The 16,381-nt window shown below is 58.5% G+C and carries 17 protein-coding genes; 10 read left to right on the forward strand and 7 right to left on the reverse strand.

All coding sequences use genetic code 11. From position 1 onward, the window contains the following. The first annotated feature begins 21 nt into the window (after positions 1 to 21). The 3 genes from rsxB to BFP95_RS18445 all read left to right on the forward strand — a co-directional run bounded on the left by rsxB (position 22) and on the right by BFP95_RS18445 (position 2,036). On the forward strand, positions 22 to 1,041 hold the full coding sequence (gene rsxB / locus BFP95_RS18435) for an electron transport complex subunit RsxB (protein ID WP_256530429.1): 1,020 nt from the start codon (positions 22 to 24) through the stop codon (positions 1,039 to 1,041). Between the two features lie 66 nt (positions 1,042 to 1,107). Next, positions 1,108 to 1,746 carry an endonuclease III gene (gene nth, locus BFP95_RS18440; RefSeq protein ID WP_065872514.1) on the forward strand — a complete coding sequence of 213 codons (639 nt, stop codon included), beginning with the start codon at positions 1,108 to 1,110 and terminating at the stop codon, positions 1,744 to 1,746. A gap of 107 nt (positions 1,747 to 1,853) precedes the next feature. Then, complete coding sequence (locus tag BFP95_RS18445) at positions 1,854 to 2,036, forward strand: PA3496 family putative envelope integrity protein (protein ID WP_058423775.1); 183 nt, start codon at positions 1,854 to 1,856, stop codon at positions 2,034 to 2,036. Positions 2,037 to 2,120: 84 nt separating this feature from the next. On the opposite strand, the gene BFP95_RS18450 is transcribed toward BFP95_RS18445, so the two are convergent. The 3 genes from BFP95_RS18450 to BFP95_RS18460 form a co-directional block, all read right to left on the reverse strand. Further along, positions 2,121 to 2,753, reverse strand: coding sequence for a response regulator transcription factor (locus BFP95_RS18450; protein WP_010212736.1), 633 nt, complete (start codon positions 2,751 to 2,753; stop codon positions 2,121 to 2,123). A gap of 623 nt (positions 2,754 to 3,376) precedes the next feature. Further along, entirely contained in the window at positions 3,377 to 4,594 is a 1,218-nt protein-coding gene (locus BFP95_RS18455; protein ID WP_065872515.1) for an argininosuccinate synthase, read from the reverse strand. 142 nt (positions 4,595 to 4,736) lie between these two features. Beyond that, the gene (locus tag BFP95_RS18460) at positions 4,737 to 5,645 is read right to left on the reverse strand and encodes a flagellar protein MotY (RefSeq protein ID WP_065910514.1); all 909 of its coding nucleotides are present in this window, start codon (positions 5,643 to 5,645) and stop codon (positions 4,737 to 4,739) included. Between the two features lie 156 nt (positions 5,646 to 5,801). Here BFP95_RS18460 and pyrC point away from each other — a divergent pair, with 156 nt between their 5' ends. Together pyrC and rnt are read left to right on the forward strand one after the other, a co-directional pair. Further along, the gene (pyrC, locus tag BFP95_RS18465) at positions 5,802 to 6,848 is read left to right on the forward strand and encodes a dihydroorotase (RefSeq protein WP_065910515.1); all 1,047 of its coding nucleotides are present in this window, start codon (positions 5,802 to 5,804) and stop codon (positions 6,846 to 6,848) included. Then, complete coding sequence (gene rnt, locus BFP95_RS18470; RefSeq protein WP_017137041.1) at positions 6,845 to 7,516, forward strand: ribonuclease T; 672 nt, start codon at positions 6,845 to 6,847, stop codon at positions 7,514 to 7,516. Before pyrC ends, rnt begins: the two co-directional genes overlap by 4 nt. A gap of 211 nt (positions 7,517 to 7,727) precedes the next feature. On the opposite strand, the gene BFP95_RS18475 is transcribed toward rnt, so the two are convergent. Beyond that, the gene (locus BFP95_RS18475) at positions 7,728 to 8,330 is read right to left on the reverse strand and encodes a peroxiredoxin (RefSeq protein ID WP_003172097.1); all 603 of its coding nucleotides are present in this window, start codon (positions 8,328 to 8,330) and stop codon (positions 7,728 to 7,730) included. Positions 8,331 to 8,573: 243 nt separating this feature from the next. Here BFP95_RS18475 and BFP95_RS18480 point away from each other — a divergent pair, with 243 nt between their 5' ends. Continuing rightward, positions 8,574 to 8,792 carry a bacterioferritin-associated ferredoxin gene (locus tag BFP95_RS18480; RefSeq protein WP_010564137.1) on the forward strand — a complete coding sequence of 73 codons (219 nt, stop codon included), beginning with the start codon at positions 8,574 to 8,576 and terminating at the stop codon, positions 8,790 to 8,792. 201 nt (positions 8,793 to 8,993) lie between these two features. Then, positions 8,994 to 9,464, forward strand: a complete 471-nt coding sequence (gene bfr / locus BFP95_RS18485; RefSeq protein WP_065872518.1) for a bacterioferritin — start codon at positions 8,994 to 8,996, stop codon at positions 9,462 to 9,464. A gap of 69 nt (positions 9,465 to 9,533) precedes the next feature. On the opposite strand, the gene grxD is transcribed toward bfr, so the two are convergent. Continuing rightward, positions 9,534 to 9,872 carry a Grx4 family monothiol glutaredoxin gene (gene grxD / locus BFP95_RS18490; RefSeq protein ID WP_049709752.1) on the reverse strand — a complete coding sequence of 113 codons (339 nt, stop codon included), beginning with the start codon at positions 9,870 to 9,872 and terminating at the stop codon, positions 9,534 to 9,536. 77 nt (positions 9,873 to 9,949) lie between these two features. Then, on the reverse strand, positions 9,950 to 12,058 hold the full coding sequence (locus BFP95_RS18495) for a molybdopterin oxidoreductase family protein (protein WP_065910516.1): 2,109 nt from the start codon (positions 12,056 to 12,058) through the stop codon (positions 9,950 to 9,952). A gap of 434 nt (positions 12,059 to 12,492) precedes the next feature. Here BFP95_RS18495 and argF point away from each other — a divergent pair, with 434 nt between their 5' ends. Both argF and BFP95_RS18510 read left to right on the forward strand, forming a co-directional pair. After that, the gene (argF, locus tag BFP95_RS18505) at positions 12,493 to 13,413 is read left to right on the forward strand and encodes an ornithine carbamoyltransferase (RefSeq protein ID WP_065872520.1); all 921 of its coding nucleotides are present in this window, start codon (positions 12,493 to 12,495) and stop codon (positions 13,411 to 13,413) included. Further along, positions 13,410 to 14,519 (forward strand): ABC transporter ATP-binding protein, encoded by a 1,110-nt coding sequence (locus BFP95_RS18510; protein WP_065872521.1) that lies wholly within the window; start codon positions 13,410 to 13,412, stop codon positions 14,517 to 14,519. Before argF ends, BFP95_RS18510 begins: the two co-directional genes overlap by 4 nt. A 135-nt stretch (positions 14,520 to 14,654) precedes the next feature. On the opposite strand, the gene ybaK is transcribed toward BFP95_RS18510, so the two are convergent. Next, positions 14,655 to 15,125, reverse strand: coding sequence for a Cys-tRNA(Pro) deacylase (gene ybaK / locus BFP95_RS18515; RefSeq protein WP_065910517.1), 471 nt, complete (start codon positions 15,123 to 15,125; stop codon positions 14,655 to 14,657). A gap of 326 nt (positions 15,126 to 15,451) precedes the next feature. Between ybaK and BFP95_RS18520 the strand changes: the two genes are divergently transcribed. Then, complete coding sequence (locus BFP95_RS18520) at positions 15,452 to 16,309, forward strand: MIP/aquaporin family protein (protein WP_049709757.1); 858 nt, start codon at positions 15,452 to 15,454, stop codon at positions 16,307 to 16,309. Positions 16,310 to 16,381 lie beyond the last annotated feature (72 nt).

Here is a 16,381-nt window from a genome sequence, read left to right on the forward strand (position 1 = left end):
GGTCTACTGTAGGAGCCCGGCTTGCCGGGCTCCTACAACTCCACAACACGCCCGTTCGCTCAACGGCATGCCAATGATCACCCCATGAATCTGATTCAACGTATCGACGCGCTGCTGCCGCAAACCCAGTGCGGCAAATGCGGGCATCCCGGCTGCAAACCCTACGCCGAGGGTATTGCTCAAGGCGAGGCGATTAACAAGTGCCCGCCTGGCGGACAGGAGACCATTGCTGGCCTTGCGCAACTACTGCATGTGCCAGTGCTGGAACTGGATACCAGCCGAGGGGAAGCGCCGGCCCAGATCGCCTATATTCGCGAGGCCGAGTGCATCGGCTGTACCAAATGCATCCAGGCCTGCCCGGTGGATGCCATTGTTGGCGCGGCCAAGCTGATGCACACCGTGCTCATCGACGAGTGCACCGGCTGCGACCTCTGCGTTGCGCCATGCCCCGTAGACTGCATTGAAATGCGCCCGACAGCGACCGTATTGCCAATTGTCGGCGGCCTGGCCGCCAATGATCAGCAACGCCATGAACGAGGGCTCAAGCGCGACCGCGCAAGGCGGCGTTATGAACATCGCAATGCGCGGCTGCAGCGGGAAGAAGCGCAAAAACTCGCCGAACGCCTGGCTCGGGCCAAACGCTCAGTACCGGTTTTACCTGTAGAGGTCGGTACCGCACAGGATGCGGCGATAAAAAAAGCCAAAATCACGGTCGCAATGAGTCGCGCCCAACTGCATAAATCCTTGAAGGCTTTCGGTCACCCGCCAACCTATGAACAACAGGCGCAGTTGATTGTCCTGCAGCAGCAGTACGAAGCAGCAGAACAAGCGCTGGCGACCCTGGAACCGGGCACCGCATCGAAGGCCGTCGGTACGACCATGAATATGGCCGACCTGAAACGCGCCAAAATCCAGCTGGCGATGCGCCGTGCGGAATTGAAGAAAGCCCAGGACTTGAACGCCGACGCGCAGCAACTGGCCGAGGCACAACATAACCTCGACGAGGCGCAGCGCCAAGTCGATGCCCATGGCAACATCTGATCCGCAAAAACCTGCTGCGTGTATTGCTACAATCCCGCCGACTGACTCCTAGGAACGCCCCACCCCATGAACGCCGCAAAACGCCTGGAAATTTTCCGCAGGCTTCACGAAGACAATCCGGAACCCAAGACCGAACTGGCTTACACCACGCCGTTCGAGTTGCTGATTGCGGTGATCCTGTCGGCGCAATCCACCGACGTAGGCGTCAACAAGGCCACGGCGAAGCTGTATCCCGTGGCGAACACACCGGAAGCGATTTATGCCCTGGGTGTGGACGGGTTATCGGAGTACATTAAGACCATTGGCCTGTACAACAGCAAGGCCAAGAACGTTATCGAGACGTGCCGCCTGCTGGTCGAGCGGCATGGCAGTCAAGTGCCGCAAACCCGTGAAGAACTGGAAGCCCTGCCGGGCGTTGGCCGTAAGACCGCTAATGTGGTGCTCAACACCGCATTCCGGCAACTGACCATGGCCGTGGACACCCACATATTCCGGGTCAGCAACCGCACCGGCATCGCCCGCGGGAAGAATGTGGTGGAGGTGGAAAAGCAGCTGATGAAGTTCGTGCCCAAGCCCTATCTGCTGGACTCCCACCACTGGCTGATCCTTCACGGGCGCTATGTTTGCCAGGCTCGCAAGCCGCGTTGTGGTAGCTGTCGCATCGAAGACTTGTGCGAATACAAGGAAAAAACGTCCGACGATTGAGGGATCATTGGTTTTCTCGATCAGTCGATTGAAAAAATCTTTTTTACCGGATCATGGATTATCGTTATAAGGAGCGCCAACGGCAGTCTTAGCCCGGAGTGAACCTTATGAGCACTGGCAAAGAACAACTGGAAGTGGAAGACGACCTCGTTGAATCGGATGACGATGTGGCCGAGGCACCAGTGGCAGAGGTCGCCAAGACCAATTTGAGCAAACGCCGCACCATCGACAACCTTTTGGAAGAAAGACGCTTGCAAAAACAGCTGGCCGATTACGACTTCGATCTCTGATCGAACGGTTGACGGCCGGAAGCCTCCCTCACGGAGGCTTTTTTCTGCCGTTTATCCAAGCAATGCGTGGTGCGCTGCCCTCTTCTATACCAAGCCGTTACGCTGGGCCAGTTCAATCAGGTCTACGAGGGAGCGTGCGTTCAGCTTGAGCAGCAAACGTGTCTTGTAGGTGCTGACGGTCTTGTTGCTGAGGAACATGCCGTCGGCGATCTCCTTGTTGGTTCGGCCCCTGGCCAGCTGCTGTAATACCATCATTTCCCGTCCCGACAGGCGCTCGACCATATCAGCCTCACTGGCATTGCCCATGGTGGAGCGTACCGAGTTCAGCGCCTGGTTCGGGAAGTAGCTGTAGCCCGACAAGACCGCCTTGATCGCACTCAGCAACTCGGTCAGGTCCTGTTGCTTGCACACGTAGCCGGCAGCCCCCGCCTGCATGCAGCGCATGGAAAAATGGCCAGGGGCCTGGGACGTAAGCACCAGCACCTTGAACGGCGCAGGTTGTTTGGTAGAGGACAGCCGGCAAATAACTTCCAGGCCATCAAGTTTGGGTATCCCAATATCCAGTATGACAATGTCCGGCATATGCTCCCGCGCAAGTTGCAACGCATCGACACCGTTATCGGTCTCGGCAACGACCTCATAACCATGACGTTCCATTAGCATACGCACAGCAAGACGAATGACGGGATGATCATCCACGATCAGCACTTTATTCATGAGAAAGTCCAATTTCGCTGTTCGAATTATTTAGAGCAAGCACAATAGCCTAGTCGTTTACTAGTTGGCATAGCATTCACCCCCAAGCATTAGCAAGCAGAGACCCAACCCACAGCGATAAAGGAATTGGCCTACAAAAAAACGCCGTCTCGGACGTATCCAGTTTTATGGATCCTTTCAGACCTTTCCGGGGACTTACATACTTTGAGTGAAATATCCATGGCGTATGGGGGGCAGGGTAAACGCGCCGCACGTAACTCTCAGGAAATGCCCCTTGCCTCTGGCCTGCTGCCGAGAAACCCAGCAAGAAAAAACGAGTCGGTTTAGTTCCATTCAACATATCCACTTACTTCCATATTTCCTACAGACCATTCTGCGATTTATATATTCGCGGTACTTACATGAGTGAATTTTCTGTAAGACCAGTTCCTACGCAGATGTAAAAAATTCATTCCCCCTACAAACTTTCAACAACAATTCATTCAAGGCCTTCATTTGAGAGAGACCTCGACCAAAAACATCAACACATGTTTAAGCGTTATAAACACCACAAGTACCGACAAAACCCCAGGCAAAAAAATGGCCCCTTGTACAAGGGGCCATTCTTCACAGCGCGCGCAAACTTAGAACAACGAGCGACCTTTGTTGGCCGCAATGCGCATGCGCAATGCGTTCAACTTGATAAAGCCTGCTGCGTCCGCCTGATTGTAGGCGCCGCCGTCTTCTTCGAACGTGGCGATGTTGGCATCGAACAGCGAGTCATCGGACTTGCGACCGGTCACAATCACGTTGCCCTTGTACAGCTTCAGGCGCACAACGCCGTTCACGTGGGCCTGGGAAGCGTCGATCATCTGTTGCAGCATCAGACGCTCAGGGCTCCACCAGTAGCCGGTGTAGATCAGGCTGGCGTACTTGGGCATCAACTCGTCTTTGAGGTGAGCCACTTCGCGGTCCAGGGTGATGGACTCGATGGCGCGGTGGGCACGCAGCATGATGGTGCCGCCCGGGGTTTCGTAGCAGCCACGGGACTTCATGCCCACGTAGCGGTTCTCGACGATGTCGAGACGGCCGACGCCGTGTTCGCCACCGATACGGTTCAGGGTCGCCAGTACGGTGGCCGGGGTCATTTCGACGCCGTCCAGCGCGACGATGTCGCCGTTGCGGTAGGTCAGTTCCAGGTATTGGGCTTTGTCAGGAGCGTTCTCAGGGGAGACGGTCCATTTCCACATGTCTTCTTCGTGTTCGGTCCAGGTGTCTTCCAGCACGCCGCCTTCATAGGAGATGTGCAGCAAGTTGGCGTCCATCGAGTACGGGGACTTCTTCTTGCCATGACGCTCGATCGGGATCGCGTGCTTTTCAGCGTAATCCATCAGCTTTTCACGGGACAGCAGGTCCCATTCACGCCAAGGAGCAATCACTTTCACGCCTGGCTTGAGTGCATAGGCGCCCAGTTCGAAACGCACCTGGTCGTTGCCCTTGCCGGTAGCGCCATGGGAAATGGCGTCAGCGCCGGTTTCGTTGGCGATTTCGATCAGGCGCTTGGCGATCAGCGGACGTGCGATGGAAGTACCCAGCAGGTACTCGCCTTCGTAGACAGTGTTGGCGCGAAACATCGGGAAGACGAAATCGCGGACGAACTCTTCGCGCAGGTCGTCAATGTAGATCTCTTTCACGCCCATGGCTTGCGCCTTGGCACGTGCAGGTTCGACCTCTTCGCCCTGACCCAGGTCAGCGGTGAAGGTCACCACTTCACAGTTATAAGTATCCTGCAGCCACTTGAGGATCACCGAAGTGTCCAGGCCGCCGGAATACGCGAGAACGACCTTGTTTACGTCGGCCATGCCATCACTCCACGGGGTTGTACGGAAAGGCGTCGATTCTACCGACCAAAACCGTGAATTTACAGGGGCGCGACAGCAAATGAAGATAAAGCGACAGATTATGTCGAGCGGGCGACCGATGGTCGCACCTGATGCTGGCACTTTATGACGTGTGCGCAGGGTTGCTCGGGCCCGTAGCCTGGGGGGCCGGTTTCTCGGGGGCGGCCACGCGCTCAAGCTGGATATTGACCCGACGATTGCGCGCCCGGTTGGCCGCATTGGTGTTGGGCGCCAGCGGGTAGCTTTCGCCATGAAAGCGCAGGGTGACCTGGGATTCCTGGACGCCATTGGCTTTGAAGTAGTCCATCACCGCCAAGGCGCGGCGGCGCGACACGTCGCGGTTGGTCAGGCGGTTGCCACTGTTGTCCGAATGGCCATTGAGCTCGATGTGGTTGACGGTGGGGTCGGCTTTCATGAACGCGAGAATCACGTCGAGTTTCTTCTTGGCCGCCGCGTCCAGCTCAATGCCGCCACCGGGAAAGCCGATTTCGGTCTGTTTGACCTGGTCGTAATTCATCGGCAATAGCTTGGTGGTGCACAACTGATAGTCGTTGTAGGCCTTGTTGAATTTGACCGGCAACAGGCGAATTTCCGAGTAACCGCCTTCACGTCCGTAATGGCGAACGGTCGGGCTACGCCCTTCCAGCAAACCATTGAACAGCCGCCCAGCCTGGGCCTGGGAGCTGTTGAACAAGACATCGCCACTGCCGGCACGCACGGCGCCGAGGTTGATATCACCTCGCCCCGGCTGCCAAGGGGCGGCGGCGGCCAGCAACGTGGCCGAGCCCGCACCCAGCGAGCCGTTATAGGCTTTGAGACGAAACGTCGCCTGCTCGCCGGCCCGGCGCACGAACTCACCCGAACCGAAGTCGGTGATCGGCTGGGTCAGGCGGCACTCGAACTGGTCCCCTTCTACCTTCCACTCAATATTCTCCAGACGTGTCTGGAACGTGAGGGCCATCGCAGGCAGGCTGGCGAACACACTGAGCAGGGCTAGATAATGCTGGCGCACGGGAGGCTCCACTGGTTTCTACAACACTTCAAAGCGTCATACATCGATAAGGCATACGAAAGGCTATCGGTTGCCTCCTGCAAAACTTGATAGCGAGTGCCTGCAAGAGTCTTTTCCGGTAGCATTCCCACCAGATTGACCCGCCTGGAATCCCCAATGTCCGACCGCCTGACCCTGCTGCGTCCCGACGACTGGCATATTCATCTTCGCGATGGTGCTGCGTTACCCCACACCGTGGCCGATGTAGCGCGCACCTTTGGCCGCGCCATCATCATGCCTAACCTGGTACCTCCGGTGCGTAACGCCGAGCAAGCCGATGCCTATCGCCAGCGAATCCTCGCTGCACGACCGGCCGGCAGCCGCTTCGAACCGTTGATGGTGCTCTACCTCACCGACCGCACCCAGCCCGAAGAAATTCGCGAGGCCAAGGCCAGCGGTTTCGTGCACGCCGCCAAGCTGTACCCGGCGGGCGCGACCACCAACTCCGATTCCGGTGTGACCAGTATCGACAAGATCCTGCCAGCCATCGAAGCCATGGCCGAAGTCGGCATGCCGCTGTTGATCCACGGTGAAGTGACCCGTGGCGACGTGGACGTGTTCGATCGCGAGAAGATCTTCATCGACGAACACATGCGCCGTGTGGTCGAGCTGTTCCCGACCCTGAAGGTGGTGTTCGAGCACATCACCACCGCCGATGCCGTTCAGTTCGTCACCGAGGCCTCGGCCAACGTCGGCGCGACCATCACCGCGCACCACCTGCTGTACAACCGCAACCACATGCTGGTGGGCGGGATTCGGCCGCACTTCTATTGCCTGCCGATCCTCAAGCGCAACACCCACCAGGTGGCCTTGCTGGATGCTGCGACCAGCGGCAACCCGAAGTTTTTCCTCGGCACCGACTCCGCGCCCCACGCCCAGCACGCCAAAGAAGCGGCGTGCGGCTGTGCCGGTTGCTACACCGCCTATGCAGCCATCGAGCTGTACGCCGAAGCGTTCGAACAGCGCAACGCCCTGGACAAGCTCGAAGCGTTCGCCAGCCTCAACGGCCCGCGCTTCTACGGCCTGCCGGCAAATACCGACCGCATTACCCTGGTTCGTGAAGACTGGACCGCCCCTGCCAGCCTGCCGTTTGGCGAGCTGACCGTTATCCCGCTGCGCGCCGGTGAAACACTGCGCTGGCGCCTGCTGGAGGAAAGCAAGTGAGTGAAGACCATTACGACGACGAACATGAGCACAGTGGTGGCGGTTCCCGTCACCCGATGGCCGAGCGGTTTCGCGGTTATCTGCCAGTCGTCATCGACGTAGAAACCGGTGGTTTCAATTGCGCCACCGACGCACTGCTCGAAATCGCCGCGACCACCATCGGCATGGATGAACAGGGCTTTGTGTTCCCGGAACACACCCACTTCTTCCGTGTCGAGCCGTTCGAAGGCGCCAACATCGAAGCGGCCGCCCTGGAGTTCACCGGGATCAAGCTCGATCACCCACTGCGCATGGCGGTGAGTGAAGAAGCGGCGCTGACCGATATCTTCCGCGGCGTGCGCAAGGCATTGAAGGCCAATGGCTGCAAACGCGCGATTCTGGTCGGCCATAACAGTAGCTTCGACCTGGGTTTCCTGAACGCCGCCGTGACGCGGCTGGACATGAAGCGCAACCCGTTCCACCCGTTCTCCAGCTTTGACACCGCGACCCTCGCCGGCCTGGCTTATGGCCAGACGGTATTGGCGAAGGCCTGCCAGGCAGCCGGTATCGACTTTGACGGTCGTGAGGCCCATTCGGCCCGCTACGACACAGAGAAGACCGCCGAGCTGTTCTGCGGCATCGTCAACCGCTGGAAGCAGATGGGCGGCTGGGAAGACTTCAACGACTGACACCGCAAGCTTTTGTAGTGAGCGGGCTTGCCCCGCGCTGGGTGGCGAAGCCGCCCCAAACCCAGGCGCCTCGGTACTTCTGAGAAACCGAGGTGGCCTTATTGGGGCGGCTTCGCCACCCAGCGCGGGGCAAGCCCGCTCACTACAGTCGTTTCCCGCGTATAAAAAAACCGGCCTTCTCAGGCCGGTTTTTTTTCACCGTGAAACTGGCTTACAGCTTGCCAGCGTTCTCGGTCAGGTACGCGGCAACGCCTTCTGGCGAAGCATTCATGCCTTTGTCGCCTTTTTTCCAGTTGGCAGGGCAGACTTCGCCGTGCTCTTCGTGGAATTGCAGTGCGTCGACCAGGCGGATCAGCTCTTCCATGTTACGGCCCAGTGGCAGGTCGTTGATGATCTGGGAGCGAACAACGCCCTTGTCATCGATCAGGAATGCGCCACGGAACGCTACGCCGCCTTCGGACTCAACGTCGTAGGCCTTGGCGATGTCGTGTTTCATGTCGGCAGCCATGGTGTATTTGACTTTGCCGATGCCGCCATCGTTGATGGCCGTGTTGCGCCAGGCGTTGTGGGTGAAATGGGAGTCGATGGAAACGGCTACCACTTCAACGTTGCGCGCCTTGAAATCGTCCATGCGGTGGTCCAGAGCGATCAGCTCCGAAGGGCAGACGAAGGTGAAGTCCAGCGGGTAGAAGAACACCAGGCCATATTTGCCTTTGATGGCTTCAGACAGTTTGAAGCTGTCAACGATTTCGCCATTGCCGAGAACGGCTGGAACGTCGAAATCCGGGGCTTGTTTGCCGACGAGTACGCTCATTGGGTATCTCCTGATGTAAGGGTGACGATTGAAGTAAAAGGACCGGCCCAGAGTCTGCCGTTTATAAGCGACAGCCCTGTGACGCAGTCACGCTTCGTGAAGACCGGCCATCATACACTGAAAAAACCGTTCGTCAGTGCGGGCGCGATGCCAGCAAATACCCGGCGAATCTACTTTGACAATCATTCTCGTTAACATTAAGATCCATCGCACTTAAGCCTTAACCCGCGATGGTTCTCCCTTATGTATGTGTGCCTCTGTACTGGCGTCACCGACGGACAAATCCGCGAAGCAATCTACGAAGGTTGCTGCAGCTACAAGGAAGTACGTGAAACCACCGGTGTGGCCAGCCAGTGTGGCAAATGTGCTTGCCTCGCCAAGCAAGTGGTACGGGAAACCCTGACGCAGCTGCAGACTGCCCAGGCCGCGCTCCCCTATTCAGCAGAATTTACACACGCCTAATTTGGCATATTTTAGAGAACCGGACTTAGTGTCCGGTTTTTTTATGCCCGAAATTCAATTAGTTAGCGCCAAGACGCGGAACACAAACATTCTTATTCCGATTAATTTTCATTTATTATTCAATAACTTAGGTTTGACACTAGGGATTGCGCCGCTCAAACTCCGCTCTATATACAGCTATTACAGGGCAGGACCCCAGTCATGAAAGGCGACATCTCAGTCATCCAGCAACTCAACAAAATCCTTGCCAATGAACTGGTCGCGATCAATCAGTACTTTCTGCATGCACGCATGTACGACGATTGGGGCCTGGAAAAGCTGGGCAAGCGTGAATACAAAGAATCGATCAAGGCCATGAAGGACGCTGACGCGCTGATCAAGCGCATCCTGTTCCTGGAAGGCCTGCCAAATGTGCAGGACCTGGGCAAGCTGAACATCGGCGAACACACCCAGGAAATGATCAGCAGCGACCTTGGTTTTGAGCGCAAGAGCCACAGCGACCTCAAGGCCGCCATCGCTCACTGCGAACTGACCGGCGACTACGGTAGCCGTGAACTGCTGGAAGATATCCTGGAAGACCAGGAAGAACACATCGACTGGCTGGAAACTCAACTGGGCCTGATCGACAAAGTCAGCCTGGAAAACTACCTGCAATCGCAGATGGGTGAATAACCCATCAATACGCAGGCATAAAAAAGCCCCGCTCTCTTACGAGAAGCGGGGCTTTTTATTGCGTCCGGATCAAGCTTCAGTCTTGGCTGCCGCTTTTGCCGCTGCATCTTTGATCAACGACTGCAACGAACCGTCAGCGGCCATTTCAGTGATGATGTCGCTACCGCCGACCAGTTCACCGGCCACCCACAGTTGTGGGAACGTAGGCCAGTTGGCGTACTTCGGCAGGTTGGCGCGGATTTCAGGGTTTTGCAGGATATCCACGTAAGCGAATTTCTCGCCACACGCCATGATGGCCTGGGACGCCTTCGCGGAGAAACCGCACTGAGGAGCGTTGGGTGCGCCCTTCATGTAAAGCAGAATGGTGTTGGCAGCAATCTGCTCTTTGATCGTTTCGATGATATCCATGGAACACCTCGGCTGGAACTTTGCGACTCACAGGTCGGCACGGTGGCGCATTGTAACGCAAAATTCCAGCGCGGTGCTCAGGCGGCTGCGACCTGGACCGGAACACCATTGAGCGCCGCATTGCCCGACAACTCGTCCAATTGCCGTTCGTCGGTCAGGTCGTTCGCGCTCGCTCCGGGTTGCGCGCTGGCGATGCCCATCTGGACGCCCGGGCGACCATGGCCCCAGCCGTGGGGCAGGCTGACGACACCAGGCATCATGTCCAGGCTGGAGACCACTTCCACCTCGATCATGCCAATCCGAGAACTCACCCGCACCCGCTGGCCATCCAGTAAACGCCGGCTGGCCAGGTCGTCGGGATGCATCAGCAATTGATGACGCGGCTTGCCCTTCACCAGCCGGTGATAGTTATGCATCCAGGAATTATTGCTGCGCACATGGCGGCGGCCGATCAGCAACAGTTCGTCGGCCACAGGCCCGGGCTGCGCGGCAAACCGCACCAGGTCAGCGAGGATAACTGCCGGCGCCGCCTGCACCTTGCCATCAACGGTTTTCAGACGCGCGGCAAGGTTGGGCTGAAGCGGCCCCAGGTCCACGCCATGGGGATGGTCGGCCAGCATCGCCACCGACAATTTGTGGCTGGAGGCATCACCGTATGCGCCCGCGCGCAGCCCGAAATCGATCATCTGCGCCGGCGGTATGGTCGGCTTGAGTGTGGCGCCGGTCTGAGCCGCAAAGGCCTTGGCCAGCCCGACGAAGATTTCCCAGTCATGCAGCGCACCCTCGGGCTTGGGCAAGATCGCCTGGTTGAAACGGGTGACGTTACGCACCGCGAACATATTGAAGGTCGTGTCGTAGTGATCGTTTTCCAACGCTGACGTGGACGGCAGAATCAAATCGGCATACCGCGTGGTCTCGTTGATATAGAGGTCGACGCTGACCATGAACTCCAAGCCATCCAGGGCTTGCTCCAACTGCCGCCCGTTAGGCGTCGACAACACCGGATTACCGGCCACTGTCACCAACGCGCGGATTTGTCCTTCGCCTTCAGTGAGCATTTCTTCCGCCAGGGCAGACACCGGCAACTCGCCACCGTACTCCGGACGCCCGGAAACCCGGCTCTGCCAGCGATTGAAATGCCCGCCACCGGTCGACGCCACCAGATCCACCGCGGGCGTGGTGCACAAGGCGCCACCCACACGGTCGAGATTGCCAGTCACCAGGTTGATCAGTTGCACCAGCCAATGGCACAGCGTGCCGAACGCCTGGGTTGATACGCCCATGCGCCCGTAGCACACCGCTTTGTCCGCTGCGGCAAAGTCGCGTGCCAATTGACGTATCTGCTCGGCAGGCACCGCGCATTGACGGCTCATGGCCTCGGCGGTAAACCCGGCGATCACGCAGCGTACATCCTCCAAGCCTTCAACCGGCAAATGGCTGTCGCGGGTCAGGTGCTCGGTAAACAAGGTGTTGAGCACCCCGAACAACAGCGCCGCATCACCGCCTGGGCGCACGAACAGATGCTGATCAGCCATCGCCGCCGTCTCGCTGCGCCGTGGGTCGACCACCACCACTTTACCGCCCCGCGCCTGGATCGCCTTGAGGCGCTTTTCCACGTCGGGCACGGTCATGATGCTGCCATTGGATGCCAGCGGGTTGCCGCCCAGGATCAGCATGAAGTCGGTGTGGTCGATGTCCGGGATCGGCAGCAACAGGCCGTGGCCGTACATGAGGTAGCTGGTGAGGTGATGGGGCAGTTGGTCGACCGAGGTGGCGGAAAATCGATTGCGCGTCTTCAACAGGCCGAGGAAGTAGTTGCTGTGGGTCATCAGCCCATAGTTGTGCACGCTGGGGTTGCCCTGATACACCGCCACCGCATTCTGCCCGTGGCGCGCCTGAATGCCCGCCAACCGTTCGGCTACAAGCGCGAAAGCCTCATCCCAGGCGATCGGCTGCCATTCGCTACCCACCCGCAACATGGGCTGGTGCAGGCGGTCAGGATCATTCTGGATATCCTGCAGCGCTACGGCCTTGGGGCAGATATGCCCTCGACTGAAACTGTCCTGGGCATCGCCCTTGATCGAGGTGATCGCCAGGCTGCCGTCGTCGGCTCGGGTGGTTTCCAGCGTCAGGCCGCAGATGGCTTCACACAGATGGCAGGCACGGTGGTGGAGAGTCTTGGTCATGGCCAGTCTCTTATAAGGGCTTTGGTCCAACTATGGGCCGCGACCGGCACGCGCGCCACCAACGTTCGCCCCGTGAATCGACAAGCATCAGGCCAGGCCATGGCTAAGCATGAGCAAATGTTTCAGAAACCTCACACACTCGCGCTGAAACCGACGCAGCCTGGCCTGCAGCCGCCCCCGCGCATTGCAAAAGGTTGCTACGCCAGTGTACAAATGGCCCGCTGCTGTCTGGAATTCGTCTTCAAAAGCGCCTTGGCGCCCTGCTTGAACACCCTTTAAAACCGTAGCCCTATTGGTAAGACGCGACATTTAATTATAAGATCGCGCCTTCCCCTATTTCGTCGCCCCGTGCGGCTTTCGCCGCAGGTCTCGCCCGTTGTCACAATAAACAAGGCTTTGAGTATCTGCGGTCTGTTGCAAAAAGGTAGTTAATGATGAGCGCAAGGCACTTTCTCTCCCTGATGGATTGCACGCCCGAAGAGCTGGTCAGCGTGATCCGTCGAGGCATTGAGCTTAAAGACCTGCGTAACCGCGGCGTACTGTTCGAGCCTTTGAAAAACCGCGTGCTCGGGATGATTTTCGAGAAGTCGTCAACCCGCACTCGCGTATCTTTCGAAGCCGGCATGATTCAACTGGGCGGCCAAGCCATCTTCTTGTCCTCGCGCGACACCCAACTGGGCCGGGGCGAGCCGATCGCCGACAGCGCGAAGGTCATGTCGAGCATGCTCGACGCCGTGATGATCCGTACCTTTGCCCACAGCACCGTGACCGAATTTTCCGCCAACTCCCGCGTACCGGTGATCAACGGCCTGTCCGATGACCTGCACCCGTGCCAGTTGCTGGCCGACATGCAAACCTTTCTTGAGCACCGCGGCTCGATTCAGGGCAAGACCGTGGCGTGGATCGGCGACGGCAACAACATGTGCAACAGCTATATAGAAGCGGCGATCCAGTTCGACTTCCAATTGCGCGTTGCCTGCCCGGAAGGCTATGAGCCTGATGCGCGCTTCCTGGCGCAGGCCGGTGACCGCGTGACCCTGGTTCGCGACCCGCGTGACGCGGTGATCGGCGCGCACTTGGTGAGCACCGACGTCTGGACCTCCATGGGCCAGGAAGACGAAACCACCAAGCGCCTGGCCCAGTTCGCCCCGTATCAAGTGAACCGCGCCCTGCTCGACCTGGCCGCGCCGGACGTGTTGTTCATGCACTGCCTGCCGGCGCACCGTGGCGAAGAAATCAGCCTTGACCTGCTCGACGATCCGCGTTCGGTCGCCTGGGACCAGGCCGAGAACCGCCTGCACGCGCAAAAAGCCCTGCTCGAGTTCCTCGTCCCGCCGTCGTACCACCACGCATGAGCCAGCCATTACTGCTGAACCTGCGCAATCTGGCATGCGGCTATCAAGATCAACGGGTGGTGCAGAACCTCAACCTGCACCTGAATGCCGGCGATATCGGTTGCCTGTTGGGCTCTTCGGGCTGCGGCAAGACCACCACGCTGCGCGCCATTGCCGGGTTTGAGCCGGTGCACGAGGGTGAAATCAGCCTGGCGGGCGAAGTGATCTCCAGTGCCGGGTTCACCCTGGCGCCGGAGAAACGCCGCATCGGCATGGTGTTTCAGGACTACGCACTGTTTCCTCACCTCAGCGTGGCCGATAACATTGCGTTCGGCATTCGCAAGCATCCGCAGAAAGACCGCGTGGTCGCTGAGTTGCTGGAACTGGTGAACCTGAAGAACCTGGGCAAGCGCTTTCCTCATGAACTTTCCGGCGGCCAGCAGCAACGCGTCGCCCTTGCCCGCGCTTTGGCGCCGGAGCCGGCCCTGTTATTGCTGGACGAACCGTTCTCCAACCTGGATGGCGAGTTGCGACGCAAGCTCAGCCACGAGGTGCGCGATATCCTCAAGGCACGCGGCACCAGTGCGATTCTGGTGACCCATGATCAGGAAGAAGCCTTCGCGGTCAGCGACCAGGTCGGTGTTTTCAAGGAGGGCCGCCTTGAGCAGTGGGACACGCCCTACAACCTCTATCACGAACCGCAGACGCCCTATGTCGCCAGCTTTATCGGCCAGGGTTACTTCATTCGTGGCCAGTTGAGTTCACCGGAATCCGTGAGCACCGAACTCGGCGAGCTACGCGGCAACCGCGCCTACACCTGGCCTACCGGCGGCGCGGTGGACGTGCTGCTGCGCCCGGATGACATCGTCTACGCGCCAGACAGCACGCTGAAAGCGCAGATCGTCGGCAAGACGTTCCTGGGGGCGTCTACCTTGTACCGCCTGCAACTTCCGACAGGCGCGCAATTGGAGTCGATTTTTCCCAGCCACGCCGACCATCAGGTGGGGGCGGATGTAGGAATTCGGGTGGCGGCTGAGCATCTGGTGTTGTTTCAGGCGTCAGGGAGTACAGCAGCGCAAATCCCTAAAATCGAATCCGGCGTACGCCGCTACAGCCCCGCGCACTGACAAAACCGAATCCAAAAATGTGGGAGCTGGCTTGCCTGCGATAGCATCAACGCGGTGTAACTAACACACCGAGGTGCCTGCATCGCGGGCAAGCCCGGCCCCCACATGGGTTATCCACAACCTTCCATAGTAGATTCAGGCCCGGCCAATCGGCGCGAATTTGGCCTGGGTATGCTCAGCCAGCACCGCCGCCGACAACTCCACTTCCAACCCCCTCCGCCCCGCACTTACAAAAATCGTCGCGAACGGCTGCGCCGTCACATCGATAAACGTGCGCAACCGCTTCTTCTGCCCCAGCGGGCTGATGCCGCCTAGCAAGTAACCCGTAGAGCGCTGCGCCGCTGCCGGGTCGGCCATTTCGACTTTTTTCACCCCGGCAGCGTGCGCCAGCCCCTTCAGGTCGAGACTTCCGACGACCGGCACCACCGCCACCAACAATTCGCCTTTCTCACTGCTCGCCAGCAAGGTCTTGAACACCTGCGCCGGGTCAAGGCCCAACTTCTCCGCGGCCTCCAGGCCATACGAAGCCGCCTTGGGGTCATGTTCGTAACTGTGGATACGATGTTCGGTGCGAACTTTTTTCAACAAATCCAATGCAGGCGTCATGGTGTCTCCGGGCATGGCAAACAGATGGCCGATTCTAGGCCAAGCCCACGCAAAACGCTCTAGTACGCCCGCTCTTAAGGTACACACGCAAGATGACAAGCGTGATCATTCACCAGACCAATAGTTTGAAAGTGACTGATAGTTCACTTTCGACCTTTGACAGCGGTCATTCTTGTCTATATTTTTTCGTTTCCGAATGCTGTAGGAATAGTCCGCAGCATTCAAGCAGTAAGCCGTGTCCGGGATGGGGATCCTTGCCACGGTGAAAATCGCGCAATAACCCGTTGAGGTTGTGCGCTAGACAAGAACAACAACTGAGGTTTTCCATGACAACTGCTCTTCAACAGCCTTCACTTTCGAGCCAATGTATGGCCGAGTTCCTGGGGACTGCGCTTCTGATCTTCTTCGGTACGGGATGTGTCGCTGCGCTCAAGGTCGCGGGTGCCAGCTTTGGCTTGTGGGAGATCAGTATCATCTGGGGGGTGGGCGTCAGCATGGCGATCTACCTGAGCGCCGGCATTTCCGGGGCGCACCTGAACCCCGCCGTCAGTATTGCACTGTGCATTTTCGCCGACTTCGACAAACGTAAACTGCCCTTCTATATCCTCGCCCAGATCGCCGGCGCCTTCTGCTCGGCCGCCTTGGTGTACACCCTCTACAGCAACCTGTTTTTCGATTACGAACAAACCCACCATATGGTCCGCGGCACGCAAGCCAGCCTGGAACTGGCGTCGGTGTTTTCCACCTACCCCCATGCGCTGCTGAGCACCGCCCAGGCCTTCCTGGTGGAAATGGTCATCACCGCGATCCTGATGGGCGTGATCATGGCCCTCACCGATGACAACAACGGCCTGCCACGCGGCCCGCTGGCCCCGCTGCTGATCGGCCTGCTGATTGCGGTGATCGGCAGTGCCATGGGCCCGCTGACAGGCTTCGCGATGAACCCGGCGCGGGATTTTGGGCCCAAGCTGATGACCTTTTTCGCCGGCTGGGGTGAAATGGCCTTTACCGGTGGCCGCGATATTCCTTACTTCCTGGTACCGATTTTCGCGCCGATTGTTGGCGCATGCCTCGGTGCTGCAGCGTATCGCGGGCTGATTGCCCGTCACCTGCCAAGCGCCGCACCTGCTATAGCTGAAGAAACACCTGACACGGCTGTCAACGGCAAAACCCGTATTTCCTGATCACGCCAGCCTGGCCGCTCCTGCCCTTTTGCGGCCCGGCTGACTACCGACTTTCTTATTTTCCAAGGCATT

This window comes from Pseudomonas sp. 58 R 12 (assembly GCF_900005865.1).
Lineage (GTDB): Bacteria > Pseudomonadota > Gammaproteobacteria > Pseudomonadales > Pseudomonadaceae > Aquipseudomonas > Aquipseudomonas tritici.

Excerpts from the sequence above, each read along its gene's own strand:
- nth (WP_065872514.1), top strand. The coding sequence starts at position 1,108 with ATGAACGCCGCAAAACGCCTGGAAATTTTCCGCAGGCTTCACGAAGAC.
- BFP95_RS18445 (WP_058423775.1), top strand. The coding sequence starts at position 1,854 with ATGAGCACTGGCAAAGAACAACTGGAAGTGGAAGACGACCTCGTTGAA.
- BFP95_RS18450 (WP_010212736.1), bottom strand. The coding sequence starts at position 2,753 with ATGAATAAAGTGCTGATCGTGGATGATCATCCCGTCATTCGTCTTGCT.
- BFP95_RS18455 (WP_065872515.1), bottom strand. The coding sequence starts at position 4,594 with ATGGCCGACGTAAACAAGGTCGTTCTCGCGTATTCCGGCGGCCTGGAC.
- pyrC (WP_065910515.1), top strand. The coding sequence starts at position 5,802 with ATGTCCGACCGCCTGACCCTGCTGCGTCCCGACGACTGGCATATTCAT.
- BFP95_RS18475 (WP_003172097.1), bottom strand. The coding sequence starts at position 8,330 with ATGAGCGTACTCGTCGGCAAACAAGCCCCGGATTTCGACGTTCCAGCC.
- BFP95_RS18480 (WP_010564137.1), top strand. The coding sequence starts at position 8,574 with ATGTATGTGTGCCTCTGTACTGGCGTCACCGACGGACAAATCCGCGAA.
- bfr (WP_065872518.1), top strand. The coding sequence starts at position 8,994 with ATGAAAGGCGACATCTCAGTCATCCAGCAACTCAACAAAATCCTTGCC.
- grxD (WP_049709752.1), bottom strand. The coding sequence starts at position 9,872 with ATGGATATCATCGAAACGATCAAAGAGCAGATTGCTGCCAACACCATT.
- BFP95_RS18495 (WP_065910516.1), bottom strand. The coding sequence starts at position 12,058 with ATGACCAAGACTCTCCACCACCGTGCCTGCCATCTGTGTGAAGCCATC.
- argF (WP_065872520.1), top strand. The coding sequence starts at position 12,493 with ATGAGCGCAAGGCACTTTCTCTCCCTGATGGATTGCACGCCCGAAGAG.
- BFP95_RS18510 (WP_065872521.1), top strand. The coding sequence starts at position 13,410 with ATGAGCCAGCCATTACTGCTGAACCTGCGCAATCTGGCATGCGGCTAT.
- ybaK (WP_065910517.1), bottom strand. The coding sequence starts at position 15,125 with ATGACGCCTGCATTGGATTTGTTGAAAAAAGTTCGCACCGAACATCGT.
- BFP95_RS18520 (WP_049709757.1), top strand. The coding sequence starts at position 15,452 with ATGACAACTGCTCTTCAACAGCCTTCACTTTCGAGCCAATGTATGGCC.